Raw genomic sequence first — 19,904 nt, 5'->3', positions numbered from 1 at the left:
CTCCCCTGTCGCACGCGCGTCTGCGCCGCCAGGATGAGAGCCATGCCGTACGAGATCCCCGCACCGATGTTGGCGAAGGCCGTCGCTGTCGTTCCCGACCCGGCCCGCACTCCCGGCGGGCTTGCGTTCGAACCCAAGTGGGACGGGTTTCGCGCCCTGTTGTCGTGGGACGGCGCCGACGTGGAGATCGGCTCGCGCGGCGCGAAGCCGCTCACCCGCTACTTCCCCGAGCTCGTCGCCGCGTGTGCGGCGCTGCTGCCCGAGCCGTGTCTGCTCGACGGGGAGATCGTCGTCGCGCTCGACGGATCCGACGGGCGGCGGCGCCTGTCCTGGGACGCACTGTCACAGCGCATCCATCCCGCCGCCTCCCGCGTCGCCCTGCTGAGCACCGAGACGCCCGCGATGTTCATCGCGTTCGACCTGCTCGCCCGCGGCGGGCGCAACCTGCAAGAGGAGCCGTTCTCGACGCGACGTGCAGAACTCGAAGACCTGCTGCGCGAGGTGCCCGCACCCGTGCACATCACGCGCACCACGAGCGACCACGACCTGGCGACGCAGTGGCTCGCCCGCTTCGAAGGGGCCGGGCTGGACGGGGTGATCGCCAAACCCCTCGCCCTGCCCTATGCGCCCGGGAAGCGCACGATGTTCAAGATCACGCACGCGCGCACGGCCGATGTCGTGCTTCTCGGCTACCGCGTGCACAAGAGCGGCCACGGGATCGGCTCGCTGCTGCTGGGGCTGTACGACGAGCACGGTGATCTCCGCAACGTCGGCGGGGCATCGGCGTTCACCGATGTGCGCAGACGTGAGCTCGTCGATGAGCTGGCGCCTCTCGTCGTCACGGATGCCGAGGGCGCGGCCGTCACCGGGCAGACCGACCGCTCGCGCTTCTCGGCCTCGAAGGACACGTCGTTCGTCCGACTGCGGCCGGAGCGCGTGCTGCAGGTGCGCTACGACCATCTCGAAGGAGCGCGTTTTCGCCACACGGTGCAGTTCGACCGGTGGCGGCCCGACCGCGATCCGCGCTCGTGCACCTTCGGGCAGCTGGAACAGGTGCGCTCGTACGATCTGGCGGATGTCCTGGCCTGAGCCCGCCGCGGTGGCGCACGGATCCGACCCGCGCAGCACCGCACGGGCCGGATCCGGCTCTCCCGCCCCGCGCTCGCATCGGCGCCGGGTCCCGGCGGCCGGACATGCGATCCGTGGTGCGGATGGTGAGGGGCGCTCTCCCCTCCTCCGTGATCCCGACCCTACGCGCGCCGGGAACGATGCTCATCGGGCGGTGACCGTGAATATCGGCATCCGTTCTTCCGGCTCGCGCCGCTCGCCCTCGCGGCGTGGCGGTGCGAGGATCGGACCATGGCCCCCGCCCCGCCCGACGAGCCGCCCCGTGCGTCAGCCGAGTCCTCGGAGCCGACGCTCACGCAAGAACTCGCCCTCGAGCCGGTGCAGTTCATCGCCCGCACGGACGCGGTGCTGCGCCTGGGATCGCTCATGCTGGGGGCGGGTGCCTCCTCCGCGCGGGTGCGCGACAGCATGGTGCGGGCCGCGGAAGCGGTGGGCATCGACGACGTGCACTGCCGCGTCGGCATGACCGACATCGTGCTCACCGCCGGGCGAGGTCAGATGTTCCGCACACGCGTGGCGGAAGTTCCTCGTCCGACCGTCGACGCCGACCGCATGACGGCCCTGAAACGTCTGACGGCGCGTCTGCAGCCGGGCACGACGCCGGCCCACCTGCAGGGCGAGCTGCGCGAGATCGAGCGGATGCCGCGGCGCTACTCCGATCTGACGCGCGTGCTGGCGGCCGCGCTGGCGTGTGCGGCCTTCGCGCTGCTGAACAACGGTGGGTGGCAGGAGTTCGTCGCCGTCGGGATCGCGGCGGCGGCGGGCCAGTGGGTGCGGATGCTCATCCACCGCCTCCGCACGAACGAGTTCCTGCTCGTGTTCGCCTCGGCGATGACGGCCCTGCTGGTGTACCTGGCCGCCGCGCAGGTGTTCGTCGCCCTCGGCGTTCCCGGCGGACAGCACGACGCGGCACTGACCAGCGCGGTGCTCTATCTCGTTCCCGGCTTCCCGCTCGTGACCGGCGCCCTCGACCTCGCCCGACTGGATCTCAACGCCGGCATCGCCCGGGTCACCTACGCCGTCCTGGTGCTGCTGGCCACCGGCACCGCCGTCTGGGGAGTCGCGACCGTCTTCGACGCGACCGTCACGCAGGTCGCCGCCCCCGAGTTCGCCGAGCCGTTCCTGTCGCTCGTCCGGCTCGCCGCCGGCTTCGTCGGAGTACTCGGTTTCGCCCTGCTGTTCGGCACGCCCTGGGCGATCGCTCTGACGGCATCGAGTCTCGGCGCCGTCGCGAACGTCGGGCGGTTGGCGCTCGTCGACGCCCACGTCAATCCCGCCGTCGCCGCCGCTGCCGCCGCCCTGGCCGTGGGACTCGGCGCCTACCTCTTCGGCGATCGGCTGCGCGCCGCACGCGTGACCCTGACCGTGCCGGCCGTGCTGATCATGGTGCCCGGAGCCGCCGCCTACCGCTCGATCGCGGGTGTCATCGGCGGCGACACGGTCGCGGCGATCCAGAACGCGACGACCGCGGTGTTCGTCGTCGTGGCCCTCGCGATCGGCCTCACCGTGGCACGGGTGCTCACCGAGCGGGAGTGGTCGCTTCCGGCCCGGTGACCGGATCGGAGGCGACGGGTCGTCTACGGTCGAGGCATGGGACTGTTCCGCGACCGCACCGTCCGCATCGACCAGCACGGCACGGACGGGGTCCACGTGCGCCCGGTGGGCAGACCGTGGAGCCTCTGGGCGGATGCCTTCGGCGCCCTCGCGATCCGCGCGGTGCAGATCATCGTCGTCGTCGTGCTCGCCGCGGGGCTCATCTGGGGGATCCGCCAGCTGACCGTCGTGACGATCCCACTCGTGATCGCGCTCATCCTGGCCTCCGCATTCGCGCCGCTCATGGGCTGGCTGCGCGGGCGCGGCATCCCCTCTCTCGTCGCGACGCTGATCACCCTGTTCACCATCGCCCTCGTCCTCACCGCCGTCGGCTGGCTGATCGTCTGGGCCGTGCGCGACCAGTGGGATGAGCTGGCGACACAGGCGCAGGGCGGCTTCACCGATCTGATGGCGTGGGCGGGCACCCTGCCGTTCCAGATCGATCATGCCCAGATCGACGAGTGGCTGAAGACCCTCACCGACTTCGTGACGAGCGCGCAGTTCGGCAGCGGCGCCCTCGCCGGCGTCAGCGCCGTGGCGAACTTCATCACCGGCCTCGTGCTGATGGTCGTGATGCTGTTCTTCTTCCTCAAGGACGGTCCGCAGATGTGGGCCTTCCTGCTGCGGCCGTTCCGCGGCGAGCCGTACCAGCGCGCGCTGCGGGTCGGCGACAAGACCGTGACGGTGCTCGGTTCGTACGTGCGCGGCACGGCGACCGTCGCCGCGGTCGATGCCGTCGGCATCCTGATCGGGCTGCTGATCCTGCAGGTGCCGTTGGCCCTGCCGCTGGCGGTGCTGGTGTTCCTGCTGGCGTTCATCCCGATCGTCGGTGCGACCCTCGCCGGCATCCTCGCTGCGCTGGTGGCCCTCGTGGCCAACGGCTGGGTCGTGGCCCTGCTCGTGGTGGGCGTGGTTGTGCTCGTCAATCAGCTGGAGGGCAACCTGCTGCAGCCCGTGCTGATGGGACGCTCCATGCAGCTGCACGCCTTCGTGATCCTCATCGCTCTGACCGCGGGCACCGTGCTGGGCGGCATCGTCGGGGCCGTGCTCGCCGTGCCGATCACCGCGGTGGTGTGGGGGATCGTGCAGGTGTGGGACGGCCCGCACACCCCGGCGCGGTGGGCACGCCCGCATCGCCGCGAGGCGATCGCCCGCACCGACTGACCCGCGGCGGCGTCAGGGGATCCAGACCACGACGCCGTTCTGTCCGCTGAGCAGCGCCGCGACGCCTGCCGCCACGGCGTCGCGGCAGCGCTCGGGCGTGAAGCTCGCCGGGTCGTGGTGGGCGGCCTGACCGAGATCCTCGCCGCGGAAGCCGGCTCCGGCCCAGTCGACGGCGAGCACATTCTGCGTCGGCTCGGCCAGTTCGCCGCCCAGGACGAGGAAGGGTTGGTCGAGGTGACTCGCGGTGACGATCGCGAGGGGATCCACGAGTCCGTCGCCGGCGGACATGATGACATCGGCGTGCATGTCGATGGCCTGGGTGATCGCGGGAATGGGGTCGGCCCCGGCCCTGACCTCGCGCAGGTCGGCACCCACCTCGCGTGCCCAGATGCGCACCGCGTCGGTCATCGTCTCGGTCGACGCCTCCTCGCCCATCGTCAGCAGGACGACCCGCAGTCCCGCCGCCGGGCGCGCGCCGGCCCACGAGCCCGGACTCGGGGTCATCGTCGCCGCCGGCGCCAGCGGAGTAGCCGGAAGGAAGCCGGCATCCGCGGCAGCGATCAGGGTGGGCGCAGGGTGGGGTGTGGTCCAGTCCGCGGCGCATCCGGCGAGGGATGCCGCAGCGATCAGCACCGCGGAGGCCGCGGCAGCGGCGGTGAGACGGGAGCGGGCGACACGCACCTGTCCAGCATCGCGTCAGGGGCCGACCGGCGCGGCGCGCAGCAGTCGTCGTTCCTCGAAGATTGACGCGCGGGCCAACCTCCGTTCACCGGCGACGCGCACGCTCACGCCGTGACCCTGCGCCGCTATCCCCTCCTCGCCCTGATCCTGCTCGCGGTCGCGACCGCCGTCGCCTCGCCGCTGTTCACGGCATCCGCCGCCCTCGCGCACGGCTTCAGCTCGGTGGTGTTCGCCGACCTCTCGCGCGACGAGGAGGGACGAACGGTGGCGACCCTGCAGCTCGAGTACGACCTCCTCGTCGTCTCGGCGGCCGACACCCAGCACGACGATGCCCTCTTCCGCGAAGGGACCGCCGCCTTCGACGCCCGCGACGACGCCGCGATGGCCCAGGCCGTCGATGAGCATCGCGACACGGTCGCCCGCTACCTCGACGAGCGATTCACGATCCGCACGAGCGGCGGCGATGCCGCCGGATGCACGCTCAGCCCCCTGGATGCCGTGTCGATGACGGTGCAGGAGGGCGTGCCCTACGTCGTCATCGCGCGCACCCTCACCTGCCCGGCCGGCGAGGCGCACATCGTGCGCAGCACCCTCTTCCCCGACGAGGAGGGCTACGTCACTGGGACGAAGACAATCCTCACCTACGACATCGACCTGCACGCCGGGTCGGCGGCGCTGGATGCCTCCGCTCCCGAGTTCTCCACCGCGCAGAGCACCTGGGACCGGTTCGTCGAGTTCTTCCGCCTGGGCGCGGAGCACCTGCTGACCGGCATCGACCACATCCTGTTCCTGCTCGCCCTCATCGCCGGCTCGCGAAAGCTCCGCGAGATCGTCCTGGCGGCGACCGTGTTCACGCTCGCGCATTCGGTGACCTTCATCCTGGCCGCCACGAAGGTGGTGAGCCTTCCGAGCATCGTCATCGAGCCCGCGATCGCCTTGTCGATCTCGGTCGTCGCCGCCTGGTATCTGTTCCGTCTGTGGCGCAAGGGCGAGGCGGCCACCGAGCTGACCCGTGACGCCGGCCCGCTCGGACTCGACCGCGCGGGCTGGCTGCGCCTGCTCGTGGTGTTCTGCTTCGGACTCATCCACGGCCTCGGCTTCGCGTCCGCTCTCGGCATCGACGAGCCCTGGTCGTGGACGCTGCTGTGGTCGCTGCTCGTGTTCAACCTCGGCATCGAGGCGGTGCAGATCGGGCTGATCGCGATCGTCTTCCCCATCCTGGTGCTGCTGCGCCGCCGCGCACCCCGGGTCGCGATGTGGGCCAGCGGCGCCCTCGCCGTGGCGGTGACCCTCGCGGGGCTCATCTGGTTCGTCCAGCGCGTCTTCGGCTGGGACTGATCCGGCTCTGGGCGAACCCTCAGAGTTTCGCCGGGACGTCACCGCTCCTGGGCGTGATGTTCACCGCCCTGTCACCGCGGAGGCGGATCGTCCAGATGACGCCGCCCGCGGCGCCTGCGACCGGCCCTGTGCCGCGCATCCCTCACCCACGAACGGACAGATCATGCCGCACTCCGCTGAACCGCGAGCGCCGCGCCCCGCGCGCCGGACGATCGCCTGGATCACCGCCGCCACGCTGTGCGCGACGGCCTTCGCGGGAGTCGTCGCGACTCCCGCCCTCGCCGACACCCCGACCACGCTGACCGGCGTGATCCTCGGCGTCGGCGCCGACGAGACCCAGCGCATCGTGAGCTGGTACTCCTCCGCCGACACCGCTCAGGTCGTTCAGGTCGCCCCCACCGCCTCGCTCGTGGGCGACGCCTTCCCGGCATCGGCCGTCACCTTCGCCGCCGCCGGCACCGCCAACATCTCCACCAGCGGCGGCTTCAACCGTCACGCCACGATCACGGGCCTGCAGGAGGACACGCAGTACTCCTACCGCGTCGGATCCGACGGCGCCTGGTCGAGCACGACGACGTTCCAGACGCGCTCCTTCGAGGGCGACTTCGACTTCCTCTTCTACGGCGACCCGCAGATCGGCTCGTCGGGCGACGTCGCGAAGGACACCGCCGGCTGGGTGGACACCGTCAACGTCTCACTGCAGTCCAACCCGAACGCCGAGCTGCTCGTGTCGGGCGGCGACCAGGTCGACAAGGCCAACACCGAGGCGCAGTGGGACGGCTTCCTCGCCCCCGCGCAGCTGCGCAACTACCCCTGGGTCGCCACGATCGGCAACCACGACGTGGGCGGCAAGGCCTACGAGCAGCACTTCTACACGCCGAACACCGACCGCTCGGGTCAGTACTACGTCAACGGCGACCCGAGCTCCAACTCGTCGGGCGGCGACTACTGGTTCATCCACAAGGACGTGCTGTTCATCGACCTCAACTCGAACAGCTACAAGACCTCGTCCGGCGGTGGCGGCGACGCGGCGCACATCCAGTACGTGACCGACGTCATCAACGCCCACGGCGCCCAGGCGAAGTACACGGTGCTCGTCTACCACCACGCCATCTACTCCCCCGCCGACCACGCGCAGGACACCGACAACAAGACGCGTCGCGTCGACTTCCCGACCACCTTCTCGAAGCTCGGCGTCGACCTCGTCCTCCAGGGCCACGACCACAGCTACTCGCGCTCGTACGAGATCAAGAACGGCGAGAAGGCCAAGGCCGACGAGAAGCCCGGCCAGAACGAGGTCTTCGAAGGTCCCGGGGGCGTCGTCTACGTCACGGCGAACTCGGCATCCGGCTCGAAGTACTACGACCTCACCACACCCAAGCCCGGCGACGCCACCTCTGGCGCAGGCAACGGCGCCGACCCGCTGAACCCGTCGAACTACTGGTACAACTCGGTCGAGAACCAGGAGCACGTGCGCACGTTCGTCAAGGTGCAGGTGCAGAAGGACGCCCTCGTCGTCCAGAACGTCCGCTCCGGCACCTGCGCGGCGCCCAACGCGGCCGTCGAGGTGGGACGCGTGCTCTGGTGCGGCCCGGCCAACGGCACCCAGGCGGCCGAGCCCGTCGGCTCGGTGCAGGACGAGGTGACGATCCACCCCAACCACGGCGACGGGCAGGACATCCAGGTCGACGTGCCCGACGCCGCCCCCGGCGAGTTCGGCTGGACGATCAACGGCCACAACGGCCTCGTCGACCTCGGTACGGCCACCGAGAAGAACAACGCCTACTTCGAGGCGACCGGTCAGATCAACCCGATCACGGTGACCGACACCCGCCGCGCCGTAGCCCCCTGGTCGATCGCCGCCAAGGTCGGCGACTTCACCGACGGCAGCAAGTCGTTCTCCGGAAAGTACCTCGGCTGGAGCCCGAAGGTCGTCACCGCCGGCGGCGGTGCGGTCGCGGGCGCCGCGATCGGCTCCGGCTACGACGGGGGCACCGGTCTGTCCGACTCGCGGGCGCTCGGATCGGCGGCACAGGGCCATGACCGCGGCGCCGCCGTGCTCGGCTCCGACCTGGACCTGAAGATCCCGGTCGAGGTCGACAAGGGCAGCTACCGCGGCACCCTCACCCTCACCGCCATCAGCAACTGAGCGCCATCGACAACTGAACAGTTCGCCCCGCGGCCCGGGGCGCGCCGACCAGCCCGGTCGGTGCGTCCCGGGACGCACCCGTTTCCCGCCCTGCCCGTTCGCCGTCCTTCGAAGGAACCCGATGCTCCGCTTTCTCCGACTCCCGCGCGGCACCGCGTTGACCGCCGTCGTCCTCGCTGCCGTGGCGCTGCTGTCGTCGGCCGCGCTTCCCGCGGCATCCGCTCGTGCCGCTGACGACGCCGCAGGCGCGGACGACGTGACGTGGTCGGTGCGCACGGACTCGAACGGCTTCGGCAAAGAGCGCACCTCCTACACGTACGCGGTGGACCCCGGCCAGAGCGTCAGCGATGCGCTCGTGATCACCAACCACGGCTCCGCGGCGCTGCAGCTCGCGGTGTACGCCGCCGACGGCTACACCGGCGCCGGCGGGCAGCTCGACCTGCTCACGCCGGCGGAGAGCTCGAACGCCGTCGGCGCCTGGACACGTGCGTCGGCGGCGACCGTCACGGTCGGGCCCGACGCGTCCACGACGGTGCCCTTCGTGCTGTCCGTTCCCGCCACGGCGACCCCCGGCGACTATGTCGGGGGCATCGTGACCTCGCTGGGATCCTCGGCGGACCAGGGCATCTCGGTCGACCGCCGACTCGGCATCCGCATCGGCCTGCGCGTCTCGGGCGCCCTCGCGCCGTCGCTCGCGATCGAGAACCCGCAGGTGACGTGGGGCGGCACGTGGGCGCTCGGCACGGGCACCGCGACGCTCAGCTACACCCTGCACAACACCGGAAACACGACGATGGGCGCTCAGCAGAGCGCGACGATCGCAGGGCCGTTCGGCTGGTTCCCCGCCGATGCCGGGGACGTCGCCCCCGAGGTGCAGATCCTTCCCGGCGAGACGCGCGACGTGCAGGTCACGGTGCCCGCTGTGGCCGGCATGCTCGTCCTGCTCGGCTCGGCGACGGTGACCCCCATCGTGGTGGACGCGTCGGGTTCGACCACGGGACTCACCCCGGTCACGACGCAGGCGGTGGGTCCGGCCGTGCCGTGGCTGCTGCTGATCATCGGACTGCTCGCGATCGCGCTCGTCGTGGCGGCACTGTGGTGGCGCCGCCGCGCCGGCGCGGCCCGCAGGCAGAAGGAGGACGAACGGGTCGCGCGCGCCGTCGCCGACGCCCTGGCGCAGGCCCAGCCGTCCGCCCCGGACGACACTGCCGACGCGGTCGGGAGTGCGACGCCGGGCACGTCGACCATCCGCACGGTCACCGACGAGCGCCGCTGAGGCGGGAGGGCGCCGTACGCGATTCAGTGCCGTGCGGCGCGGCGGCGAAGAAGGGCCCCCGCGCCGAGCAGGGCGGCAGCGGCGGCGGTGAACACGAGCGCTCCGGTGAGCTGGTCTCCCGTCGGAGCAAGCCGACCGTCGAGCGCACCCCCATCGACGGGGCGTGCGTTCGAGAGCCCCGGAACGGCGGAGGGGTGGGGACGGGGACTCGCGGGTCCGCGCTCGTGCGGCGGGACGACGACCTGGATGACCATCTGCGAGGTTGCCTGCGGCCCGGCCGAGGAGCCGTCGTCGGGCGCGGTCGCGGAAGCGGCTTCGGCGACGCCGACGGGGCCGAGAGCCGTCGCGGCAGTGAAGCACACACCGGCGGCGACGCGTGCGAAGGTCCTCGTGCGCATGCCGATGCTCTCCTGTCCGTCACCCGGCCGGCGACGAGTGCCGAGCCTAAGAGGCGCCGGTGACGGAGGGGATGCCGTCAGGCGACCGGGCGGTGAACCCGCTCAGTCCTTCTTCGCCCGACTGGGTTGGACGCGCGGCGGCTCCCCCGGCATCTTGGGGAACTCGGGCGGGAACGGCAGCTCCCCCAGGCCCGCCTCGAGGTCGCGTCGCCACCACTCGAGCAGCACATCGATGCGACCGGGGTTCTCCTGCAGACCCTCCCACGGATCGCCCACCGCGGCGAGTCGTGGCGGCACCGCGCGCACGGTGAACGCGGCGGGGTCGACGCCGTCGGCCAGCTCCGCCCAGGTGATGGGCGTCGCGACGGTCGCCGACGGCAGGGCGCGCGGGCTGTAGGCACCGGCCATGGTGCGGTCGCGGTTGGCCTGGTTGAAGTCGACGAAGATGCGCCGTCCGCGCTCCTCCTTCCACCAGTCGACCGTCACGGCATCCGGCATCCGTCGCGCGAGCTCTCGCCCGGCCGCGATGACGGCGTGGCGGACGTCGAGGAACTCGTGCGTCGGCTCGATGGGGCAGAACACGTGGATGCCGCGGTTGCCGCTGGTCTTCAGCCACGGCTCGAGGCCGGCCTCGCGCAGCACGTCGCGCAGCACCGGGGCGACGGCCGCGGCATCGGCGAAGTCGGTTCCCGGCTGCGGGTCGAGATCGATGCGCAGTTCGACGGGATTGTCGGTGTCGGCGGCGAGCGAGGCCCACGGATGGAAGACGACGGTGTTCATCTGCACCGCCCAGACGATCGCCGCGGCCTCGTCGAGGACGACCTGCGGATGCCGCCGCCCGCTGTTGTAGGTGCACATCACGTCGTGGACGTACTCCGGCGCGCCGCGCGGCGGGTTCTTCGAGAAGAAGCGCTCCCCGTCGACCGTGTCGGGGAACCGCTCGAGCGAGACCGGACGGTGGCCGTTCGCGCGCAGGAACGGCTCTGACACCGCGATCACGTACTCGGCGAGTTCCTGCTTCGTGATACCGAGCTGCGGCCAGATGACGCGGTGCGGGCTGGACAGCGAGACATCCCTGCCCGCAACGTCCAGGGTGATGCGCTCCGAGGCCATGCCCCGACCCTACGGGCCGGGCGCCGGGCGCGACAGGGGGAGGTCCGCGGCGCGCACGACTGTCGGATGCCCGCCATGTCAACGGATGCGGAGATCGGCAACGGATACGGAAGGGATGCCGCGCGGCAGCCGAATCCGGTGCCGTCGTCCGATTCTGCGCGCACGAGTGCGCCGCGGGTCAGGACTCGGCGAGGGCCATGACGCCCGCGAGCGCGTCGCGGTCGAGTTCGATCCACGGGCCACCCGGGTCGACGACGACGCCGGTGAGGCCGGGCTCGGATGCCAACGCGCGCCCCAGCTGCTCGGGCTGCACCGGCAGGGGGCTGTCGCCGCGGCCGAGCGCGACGACCTCCAACGGGTGCGAGAACACCTCCATGCGGCGCTGACCGTCGGGAGTGCGCGCCTCGGCGAGGCCCATGCGTCCCTCGGCGTCGCTGTTTCCGGCCACCCAGACGGGCAGCCGTGAGAGGGCATCGGCGACGCGTGCCGCCGTGCTCTCATCGCGCGGTCCCGAAAGCAGGGTCTTGATCTCGAAGGTCGGCTCGCTCTCCTCGACGGCTCGGGCGATGAGCTCCTTCGGCAGGATGACGCGGGCACCCGCGGTGGCGTGATCGAGGTAGACGCCGTCGTATGCACCGGAGACCGCGTTGCGCAGAACCTCGACCGCGGGCTGTCCGATGACCGACGTGGCCGCTCCGCCTTCGGAGTCGACGCTGGCCTGCAGCGCCGCGCCGCCGCTGAAGGCGAGCAGGAAGCGCTTGCCCTCCAGCGACGCGATCGCGAGGTTGATCTGCTGGCCCGCAGCGATCAGCGCCTGCACGTCGCCCTGCGCCCGCAGGAAAAGCTGGCCCTGCAGCGCCTGACGCATCACGTTCATGATCTCGGTGTTCTGCGGCTGGGCCGACAGCGCCGACAGCGCCGCCTGCAGCAGGGCGTTGTCGACGAGGCCGGGCACGATCTCGCGCGGAGCCGGCGCTGTCGCGGGCGGGCGCGCCGCGACGACGGGCGAGGCGCCCGCGGGGTCGGCCCCGAACGTGGAGACCGAGATCCCGACCTGGGGAACGTCCTCGGTCGCGAGGTCGTCGATGTCCGCGGCGGGTGCGACGGGCTCCGCGGCGGATGCCGCGGCCTCGTCGGTGCTGTCGGATCGGCCGCGACGCGAGAACAGTGCCATGCGTCCGAGCCTAGCCGCGGGCGCCGCGCGCGCGGATCACCCCTTCGGGTGGGGAAGCGCGGCATCCCCGGGGGCGTCGTCGTCCTCGCCGAGCTCGTTGAGGTAGTTGTAGATGGTGAACCGGGTCACGTTGAGGGCGGTCGCGACGGTCTCGACGGCGTCGCGGAGCAGGAACATCCCGCGCGCCCGCAGATCGCGCACGACGGCGATCTTGTGGCGCTTCTGCATCAGCTCGACGGGCACGCCGGCGTCTGCCAGCGCGGTGCTCAGAAGCTGCTGAGCCAGCTCCTCCACGTCGCGGACGAACGTCTCCGTCACCGGCGCCGCGGCATCCGGGATCGACTTCTCCGGCCGCTCCGCGACCGCACCGAGCATCGCACGGGCGATGTCGTGGACGGCGATCCAGGAGGAGAGGTCCGTGTTGATGCACAGCGCCGCCGCGGGGTTGCCCGCGACATCGCGGATGATCATCGTCGTCGAGCGCATGCGCCGCTTGTCGGGAAGCACGGTCTCGTAGGCGTCCTGGTGGTCGAAGTCCCCCGCGATGGTGAGCTGCAGCAGAAGATCCGTCGCCGGGTCGCCGACACGGCGACCGGTGACATCGCCGTAGATCGCGACGATCGAGTTGGGAAGCCGGCTGAGATCGTGCAGAACGACCTCGCTCGATGCGGGCAGCGCTTTTCCGAGAGGCGCGACCAGGTCGGAGAAGACGGCGATGAGTCGCTCACCGTCGATGCTCTTCTGCGGGCGCATGCGTTCCACGCGACGTTGAAGGTCGTCGATTCCCTGACTATCGCTTGTTTTGCTCACGCTTGTCCTCCGCTGTCCGGGCTGCACCGCCCGGGGGCCTCGTGCCACCCAGATTATGAGAATGCCGGGCGCACCGCCAACCCGAGTAGTCAACATGATGTTAAAGGGATGTTACGAACGTGGAGATTTCTTCCTCATTTGCTTGACGGCTTCAACAGGAGGTTCTAACTTGACAGCACCCACACCAGCCGAGGACGTGACAGCAGCACGAAGTCCTCTCGACGAAGCCCAGGAGCTTCCATGCCCGCACGCGCACGCGCCGCCGTGGCCGCCGTCCTCACCGCCTCCGCCCTTGCTCTCGCAGGGTGCGCCGGCGGCGGCTCGGCCACCCCCAGTTCCACGCCCACCTCAGGCGGTGATGTCGTCTACGCCGTCGACACCGCTTTCGGATCTTTCGACCCGAACGTCACCTCCGCCGCGCAGGACGCCCGCGTTCTTCGCCAGCTCTACGACTCGCTCACGGTGCTCGACAACGGCGAGCCCAAGCCGTGGCTCGCCAGCGCGTGGGAGGTGAGCGCCGACGGCAAGACCTACACCTTCACGGTCCGCTCCGACGTCACCTTCCACGACGGCACCCCGTTCGACGCCGCCGCGGTGTGCTTCAACCTCGACCGCATCAAGAACCCCGCGACGGCCTCGATGTACGCGATCGGACTGATCGGCCCGTACCAGTCGTGCGCCGCTCCCGATGCGAAGACGGCGGTGGTCACCCTCGCGACGGCATACGCGCCGTTCTTGCAGAATCTGAGCTCCCCGTTCCTGGGGATGGTCTCACCCACGGCGGCGAAGGCCGCCGCGCCCGCCGACTTCGCGATCCACCCGGTCGGCTCGGGCCCGTTCACCTTCGGCTCGTACACGCCCAACGACCGCATCATCCTGAAGGCGAACGCCGCCTACAACTGGGCACCGCCGACGGCGAAGCACAGCGGCGCCCCCTGGGTGAACTCGCTGACCTTCCAGATCATCCCCGACCCCACGGTGCGCCTCGGCTCGCTGCGCAGCGGCGCCATCCAGGGCATCGGCAACGTGCCCGAGACCGAGGTCACCGCGATCAAGGCAGACCCGTCGCTCACCTTCTTCGCCCAGTCGCAGTCCGGCTCACCCTTCCAGCTCGGATTCAACACGGAGCACAAGCCCTTCGACGATCCCGCGGTGCGCGCGGCGATCCGCTCGGGCATCGACGTCGACGCGGCGGTACAGGCGCTGTACCTCGGGGTGTACCCGCGGGCCTGGGGCCCCCTGTCGCCGACGACCCTCGACTACGACGCTGCGGTCGAGAACAGCTACGGATTCGATGCGACGAAGGCTGCCTCGGCCCTGGACGCCGCGGGCTGGAAGGCCGGCGCGGACGGCGTCCGGGTCAAGGACGGCCAGCGGCTGACACTGCACTATCTGGAGCTCGCCCCCAACCGCGAGAAGCGCCAGGACATCGCACAGTTCGTCAAGAGCGACCTGGCGAAGGTGGGCGTCGAGGTGAACGTGGACATCCAGCAGGGCGCCGGCTACGTCTCAGCGCTCCAGCAGGGCAACTACGACCTCGCCGGCGTCAGCCTGGTCAGCCCGGATCCGAACGTGCTGGCCTCGCTGTACTCGCCGCAGTTCCGCTCGCAGCCGGGCCGCATCGGGCTGAACTACGGCCGCGTCGACGATCCCGCACTGACCGAGATGCTCGTGACGGCACAGCAGAGCGGTGACACCGCGCAGCGCGCACAGCAGTACGCGAAGATCCAGCAGGTCATCGTCCAGAAGGCCTACGGCGTTCCGATCTACGTGCCCACCTACACGGTCGCCACGCACGGGATCGACGGCATGCGGTTCGACTCCGAGGGCTACCCGGTGTTCTACGACGTGTACCTCGCGCAATGAGTGATCGGGCGTGGCGGGACCAAGAAAGGAGGGCTGAGACATGGGATTCGTGATCCTGAAGCGGGTGGCCGTCGGCATCCCGACGCTGATCGGCGTGACGATCATCCTGTTCCTGACACTGCGGGTGCTCCCCGGCGACCCCATCTCGGTGCTTCTGGCAGGCGCTCCCGCCACGCCCGAGACCGTCGACGCCCTGCGCGTGCAGTTCGGGCTCGACGAGTCGCTGCCGGCGCAGTACTGGACGTTCCTGACCCACGCGGTCGGGTTCCAGTTCGGCAACTCCTACGTCACGCGTCAGCCCGTGGCGACGATGATCGGTCAGCAGATCTGGCCCACCCTGCAGCTCGCGCTGGCCGCGGCCGCGGTCTCGGCGCTCGTCGGCATCCTGCTCGGATCGATCGCCGCGATCTACCGCAACCGGTGGCCGGACAGCCTCATCCGCGTCGTGAGCCTCGTGAACACCTCGATGCCGTCCTTCTGGGTCGGAATCCTGCTCATCATGCTGTTCTCCTTCACCCTTCGGTGGTTCCCGGCGACGGGCAACCAGGCTCCCGGTGCCCTGGTGCTCCCGGCGATCACGCTGGGTCTGGCCGCGGCCGGCACGGTGACCCGACTGGTGCGCAACAGCGTCATCGAGGTCATGGGAGAGAACTTCGTGATGGCGCTGTACGCCAAGGGGCTGCGCCGCAATGTCGTGATCATGCGGCACGTGCTGCGAAACGCCATCATCCCGACCGTCACGATCGTCGGTCTGCAGCTCGGAGCTCTCATCGCCGGGGCCGTCATCGTCGAGGCGGTCTTCGCCCGGCAGGGGCTCGGCCAGATGCTCGTCCAGGCGATCGCGGCGAAGGACTACCCCGTGATCCAAGCGGTCGTCTTCGTCATCGCCGCCCTCTACATCCTCATCAACATCATCGTCGACATCTCCTACGCGTACATCGACCCTCGGGTGCGCGACGCGGTGAAGCGATGAGAAGGGCTACCGACATGATCCTCTACACGGCTCGGCGGGCGCTCACCCAGGACGACGTCGGCGACATCGAGGACGGCGCAGCCGTCCTCGTGCACGACGGCGTCATCGAGTGGGTCGGCCGAGCGGCGGACTTCCCGTCCGCCGACTACGCGCACGACCTCGAGCGCATCGACCTCGGCGCCGCCACGCTGCTGCCGGGGCTGATCGACGCGCACGTGCACCTCGCGTTCGACGGCGGCCCGGCGCCGGTCGAGCGGATGATGGCCGAGTCCGACCCCCAGCAGGTCGCCCTCATGCTCCGCAGCGCCCGAGAGCTGCTGAGTGTGGGGGTGACCACGGCCCGGGACCTCGGAGCACGCAGCTACCTCGATGTCGTCGTCCGCGATGCGATCGCCGACGGCACCGCCCGCGGACCACGCATCCTCACCTCCGGCTCACCGATCACCGTCACCGGCGGTCACTGCTGGTTCATGGGCGGCGAGGCCGACGGTGAACTCGAAGTGAGAAAGCTCGTGCGGCGCCATCATCGCGCGGGTGTGGACGGTATCAAGGTCATGTCCACCGGCGGCTTCATGACCGCCGGCTCCGCCCCCTGGTACGCGCAGTACGACGAGCTGGTCCTGCGCGCCGCGGTCGAGGAGGCGCATCGCGTCGGCAAGAAGGTGGCGGCGCACGCCCACGGGGTCGAGGGGATCGACCGGGCGGTGCGCGCCGGGGTGGACACCCTGGAGCATTGCTCGTTCGTGCATCCCGACGGCTCGCACGCCGTCGTGCCCGAGCTCGCCGATCGCATCGCGGCATCCGACTCCTACGTCTCGCCGACGTTGAACTTCCGCGTCGCCGAATACATCGAGCGCAGTGGCGGGATCTACCGGCCGCCCCTCATGGACCTCGTCGCTCGCGGGGCGAAGATCATCGTGAGCACCGACTCGGGGATCGACGAGGTGCCGCACTACGGCTATGTCGGCGCCCTCGAGGTGATGAACGGCCTCGGGATGCCGGCACGGGACGTCCTCGCCTCCGCCACGAGCATCGCGGCCGACGCGCTGGGGATCGCCCACATCACCGGCCGTCTGCGTCCCGGGCTGGCCGCGGACATCCTGGCCGTCGAGGCAGACCTGGACACCTCGCTGACGGCGCTGCGGCAGCCGATCCTCATCCTGGCGCGCGGCGAGGAGTTCACGCCCGACCGCTTTGCGCCCCTGCGCGCGATGTTCTCCGATGGCGCCGCGAGCGCCGCGGCCCACCCTGGACACGCGCACGAGGAGTCCCGATGACGATCCACGCCGCCCCCGCCACCGTCACGGCGGCCACGAAGGATGCCGGCTCGCGCCGCCCCCTGCGCGCCGAATCCGTCCTCACCGTCCTCGCCGTGCTCTGGATGCTGCTGGTGCTCGCCGCCGCGGTCTTCCCGTCGCTGATCTCGCCCGAGGATCCCTCCCTGGTGATCGCCACCCGCGCCCTCCAGCCGCCCGGCGAGACCCTCATGGGCACCGATCAGTACGGGCGCAGCATCGCCGGACTGATCGTGCACGGCGCGCAGTCGTCGATCGTCATCGGGCTCGCGGCCACGCTCATCGCCGTCGTGCTCGGCGGCGGCCTCGGTCTGCTCGGCGGCTACCTCGGCGGCGTCACCGACATGATCATCGGCCGCCTCATCGACGTCCTGATGTGCTTTCCCGGCGTGCTGCTCGCGCTCATCATCGCGACCGCGCTCGGCCCGACCACGGCCAACCTGATCCTCGCGGTCGGGGTCGGCTCGCTGCCCGCCTTCTCCCGCGTGATGCGGGGGCAGGTGATGTCGGTGCGCAGCCGCCTGTACGTGGAGGCCGCCCACTCCGTCGGGTTCTCGCGACTGCGCATCCTCGCGCGGCACGTCCTTCCGAACTCCATCGCCCCGATCGTGGTGCTGGCGACGGTGTCGGTCGGAACGGCCATCGTCGTCGCGGCATCCCTGAGCTTCCTGGGACTCGGTCCCCAGTCGGCGGTCCCCGACTGGGGACAGCTGCTGGCCTCCGGACAGCCCTACCTGTCCAGCGCCTGGTGGATCTCCACCTTCCCGGGACTGACCATCACCCTCACCGTCATCTCCATCAGCCTGCTCGGCGACGGGCTGCGCGACAGCCTCGACACGGACTAGGAGTCTGCCCATGCCTACCGATATCTCCGAACGCGCCACCGTCCTCCGACTCGACAAGCTCGCGGTGAGCCTGCGCCGCCCGGACCGCAGCGTTCCCCTCGTGCGCGACGCGAGCCTCGAAGTCCGCTCCCACGAGATCGTCTGCCTGGTGGGCGAATCGGGAAGCGGCAAGTCCGTGACCGCCCGCTCGATCATGGGACTCATGCAGCTCGATCCGCGGATCGAGGTCAGCGGACGCATCGAGTTCGAGGGGACCGACCTGGTCACCGCCGGGGCGGAGCACTCCCGGAAACTGCGCGGACGCGAGCTCGCGATGGTGTTCCAAGAGCCGCTGTCCTCACTCGACCCCGTCTTCACGATCGGCTCGCAGCTGCAGCAGGCTCTGCGCCGTCGCGAGAAGCTCTCGGCACGCGCCGAACGGGCGCGCATGGTCGAGCTGCTCGCCGAGGTCGGCATCCGCGACGGCGCGCGAGTGATCGGCAGCTATCCGCACCAGCTGTCCGGCGGCATGTGCCAGCGGGTGATGATCGCCATGGCGCTCGCCGCGCGCCCGCGTCTGCTCATCGCCGATGAGCCGACCACGGCGCTCGACGTCACGATCCAGGCGCAGATCCTGGAGCTGATCGACGGCCTGCGCCGAGAGACCGGCATGGCGGTGCTGCTCGTCACCCACGACATGGGCGTCGCCGCCGATCTCGCCGACCGGGTGGCCGTCATGTATGCCGGTCGCGTGGTCGAAGACTCTCCGCCGGCGGCGGTGTTCGCGCGCGCAGAGCATCCCTACACCGCCGGGCTGCTGGCGTGCATCCCGTTGCTGACGGGGCCGCGACCGCACACCCTTCCCGCCATTGCGGGGAGCGTGCCCGACCCGTCCCGGCTGCCGTCCGGCTGCGCATTCGAGCCGCGGTGCGCCCGTGCGAGTGCGCAGTGCGCCGCGCAGGATCCCCCACTGGAGAAGATCGGCGGCGGACGTGCCGCCTGCTGGCATCCGACCAGCGCCACGCACTCGCGTCTCGCCTCACAGGGGGTTCCCGCATGACCGCGCTCACCCCGGGACTGACCGACGACGCCGCGACCACGGCCACGACACCGCTGCTGCGCATGCGCTCCGTCTCCAAGCACTACACCGTGCGCACCAGCAGCAACCCGCTGCAGCGGCCGAGCATGCTGCGGGCCGTGGACGACGTCTCCATCGACATCCAGCCCGCCGAGACCTTCGCCCTCGTCGGCGAGTCCGGCTCGGGCAAGTCGACCCTGGGCCGGCTCGCGTTGCGGCTCATCGAGCCGACCTCCGGCAGTGTCGAGTTCGACGGCGAGGACATCACCGCCGCCGGTGCATCACGGCTGCGCGCGCTGCGCCGCGACATGCAGATGGTGTTCCAGGATCCGCTCGGCTCGCTCAACCCGCGCATGAAGGTCGGCCAGATCATCGGCGAGCCGCTGCGTGTGTTCGAGCATCTGCGGGGCGCCGAGCTCTCCGACCGCGTCGCCGAGCTGATGACCGCCGTCGGTCTCGACCCGTCGCGCGCCAGTGCCCGGCCGCGAGCGCTGTCGGGAGGTCAGCGCCAGCGGGTCGGTATCGCGCGGGCGATCGCGCTGAACCCCAAGCTGATCCTCGCCGACGAGGCGGTGTCAGCGCTGGACGTCTCGGTGCAGGCGCAGATCGCCAACCTGCTCGTCGAGCTGAGGGAACGACTGGGACTGACCTACCTCTTCATCGGGCACGGACTGCCGATCGTGCGGCAGATCTCCCAACGCGTCGGGGTGATGTACATGGGTCGCATCGTCGAGAGCGGGCCGATCGACGACGTGTTCGCGGCGCCCGCCCACCCCTACACACGCGCGCTCATGGCGGCGTCCCCCGTCCCCGACCCGACCGTCAGGCGCGAGCGCATCATGCTCAAGGGCGAGCCGCCCAGCCCGCTGTCGCTGCCCAGCGGATGCCGGTTCCGCACGCGCTGCCCCCTCGCCACAGCGGAATGCGCCGAAGAGGCGCCACCGCTCATCGAGGTCGCACCCGGCCACCTCGCGGAGTGCTTCTTCGCGGAACGGATCGCCGTGTGAGAGCGGGCGGCGCCGTCGCGGCCTCCGTCCCTCCTCC

17 protein-coding genes are annotated in these 19,904 nt (G+C 70.7%); 12 read left to right on the top strand and 5 right to left on the bottom strand.

Features of this window, described 5'->3' with window-relative positions; translation table 11 throughout:
• Positions 1–42 precede the first annotated feature (42 nt).
• The 3 genes from DEU37_RS00395 to DEU37_RS00385 all read left to right on the top strand — a co-directional run bounded on the left by DEU37_RS00395 (position 43) and on the right by DEU37_RS00385 (position 3,885).
• Positions 43–1,089 (top strand): ATP-dependent DNA ligase, encoded by a 1,047-nt coding sequence (locus DEU37_RS00395; RefSeq protein WP_121188757.1) that lies wholly within the window; start codon positions 43–45, stop codon positions 1,087–1,089.
• A gap of 270 nt (positions 1,090–1,359) precedes the next feature.
• On the top strand, positions 1,360–2,682 hold the full coding sequence (locus DEU37_RS00390; protein ID WP_121188756.1) for a threonine/serine exporter ThrE family protein: 1,323 nt from the start codon (positions 1,360–1,362) through the stop codon (positions 2,680–2,682).
• Positions 2,683–2,718: 36 nt separating this feature from the next.
• Positions 2,719–3,885, top strand: coding sequence for an AI-2E family transporter (locus tag DEU37_RS00385; protein WP_121188755.1), 1,167 nt, complete (start codon positions 2,719–2,721; stop codon positions 3,883–3,885).
• A 12-nt stretch (positions 3,886–3,897) separates the two neighbouring features.
• Here DEU37_RS00385 and DEU37_RS00380 read toward each other — a convergent pair whose 3' ends face one another.
• Positions 3,898–4,566, bottom strand: a complete 669-nt coding sequence (locus DEU37_RS00380) for a hypothetical protein (RefSeq protein ID WP_121188754.1) — start codon at positions 4,564–4,566, stop codon at positions 3,898–3,900.
• Between the two features lie 111 nt (positions 4,567–4,677).
• On the opposite strand from DEU37_RS00380, the gene DEU37_RS00375 reads away from it, so the two are divergent.
• The 3 genes from DEU37_RS00375 (at position 4,678) to DEU37_RS00365 (ending at position 9,329) form a co-directional block, all read left to right on the top strand.
• Entirely contained in the window at positions 4,678–5,904 is a 1,227-nt protein-coding gene (locus tag DEU37_RS00375) for a HupE/UreJ family protein (RefSeq protein ID WP_121188753.1), read from the top strand.
• Between the two features lie 163 nt (positions 5,905–6,067).
• Positions 6,068–8,053: a metallophosphoesterase family protein gene (locus tag DEU37_RS00370; RefSeq protein WP_121188752.1), complete on the top strand. Its 1,986-nt coding sequence runs from the start codon at positions 6,068–6,070 to the stop codon at positions 8,051–8,053.
• Positions 8,054–8,174: 121 nt separating this feature from the next.
• Entirely contained in the window at positions 8,175–9,329 is a 1,155-nt protein-coding gene (locus DEU37_RS00365; RefSeq protein WP_121188751.1) for a WxL protein peptidoglycan domain-containing protein, read from the top strand.
• Between the two features lie 23 nt (positions 9,330–9,352).
• On the opposite strand, the gene DEU37_RS00360 is transcribed toward DEU37_RS00365, so the two are convergent.
• The 4 genes from DEU37_RS00360 to DEU37_RS00345 form a co-directional block, all read right to left on the bottom strand.
• Positions 9,353–9,727 (bottom strand): hypothetical protein, encoded by a 375-nt coding sequence (locus DEU37_RS00360; RefSeq protein ID WP_121188750.1) that lies wholly within the window; start codon positions 9,725–9,727, stop codon positions 9,353–9,355.
• 102 nt (positions 9,728–9,829) lie between these two features.
• The gene (gene ligD, locus DEU37_RS00355; protein ID WP_121188749.1) at positions 9,830–10,840 is read right to left on the bottom strand and encodes a non-homologous end-joining DNA ligase; all 1,011 of its coding nucleotides are present in this window, start codon (positions 10,838–10,840) and stop codon (positions 9,830–9,832) included.
• A gap of 178 nt (positions 10,841–11,018) precedes the next feature.
• Positions 11,019–12,014: an SseB family protein gene (locus tag DEU37_RS00350; RefSeq protein ID WP_121188748.1), complete on the bottom strand. Its 996-nt coding sequence runs from the start codon at positions 12,012–12,014 to the stop codon at positions 11,019–11,021.
• Positions 12,015–12,050: 36 nt separating this feature from the next.
• Entirely contained in the window at positions 12,051–12,767 is a 717-nt protein-coding gene (locus DEU37_RS00345) for a transcriptional regulator (RefSeq protein ID WP_121188747.1), read from the bottom strand.
• A 297-nt stretch (positions 12,768–13,064) separates the two neighbouring features.
• Between DEU37_RS00345 and DEU37_RS00340 the strand changes: the two genes are divergently transcribed.
• From DEU37_RS00340 to DEU37_RS00315, 6 genes are read left to right on the top strand one after another with little or no spacing between them, the layout of a single operon-like run.
• Positions 13,065–14,690, top strand: a complete 1,626-nt coding sequence (locus DEU37_RS00340; protein ID WP_121188746.1) for an ABC transporter substrate-binding protein — start codon at positions 13,065–13,067, stop codon at positions 14,688–14,690.
• 40 nt (positions 14,691–14,730) lie between these two features.
• Positions 14,731–15,663 carry an ABC transporter permease gene (locus DEU37_RS00335; RefSeq protein ID WP_121188745.1) on the top strand — a complete coding sequence of 311 codons (933 nt, stop codon included), beginning with the start codon at positions 14,731–14,733 and terminating at the stop codon, positions 15,661–15,663.
• Positions 15,660–16,940 (top strand): amidohydrolase family protein, encoded by a 1,281-nt coding sequence (locus tag DEU37_RS00330; RefSeq protein WP_121188744.1) that lies wholly within the window; start codon positions 15,660–15,662, stop codon positions 16,938–16,940. Before DEU37_RS00335 ends, DEU37_RS00330 begins: the two co-directional genes overlap by 4 nt.
• On the top strand, positions 16,937–17,803 hold the full coding sequence (locus DEU37_RS00325; RefSeq protein ID WP_121188743.1) for an ABC transporter permease: 867 nt from the start codon (positions 16,937–16,939) through the stop codon (positions 17,801–17,803). Before DEU37_RS00330 ends, DEU37_RS00325 begins: the two co-directional genes overlap by 4 nt.
• A gap of 10 nt (positions 17,804–17,813) precedes the next feature.
• Positions 17,814–18,842, top strand: a complete 1,029-nt coding sequence (locus DEU37_RS00320) for an ABC transporter ATP-binding protein (RefSeq protein ID WP_121188742.1) — start codon at positions 17,814–17,816, stop codon at positions 18,840–18,842.
• The gene (locus DEU37_RS00315) at positions 18,839–19,867 is read left to right on the top strand and encodes an ABC transporter ATP-binding protein (RefSeq protein ID WP_121188741.1); all 1,029 of its coding nucleotides are present in this window, start codon (positions 18,839–18,841) and stop codon (positions 19,865–19,867) included. Before DEU37_RS00320 ends, DEU37_RS00315 begins: the two co-directional genes overlap by 4 nt.
• Positions 19,868–19,904: the final 37 nt, after the last annotated feature.

It is taken from the genome of Microbacterium sp. AG790, assembly GCF_003634765.1.
Taxonomy (GTDB): Bacteria; Actinomycetota; Actinomycetes; order Actinomycetales; family Microbacteriaceae; genus Microbacterium.
Note: the sequence above shows the minus strand (reverse complement) of the source record. Positions and strands in the feature narration are given on the sequence as shown.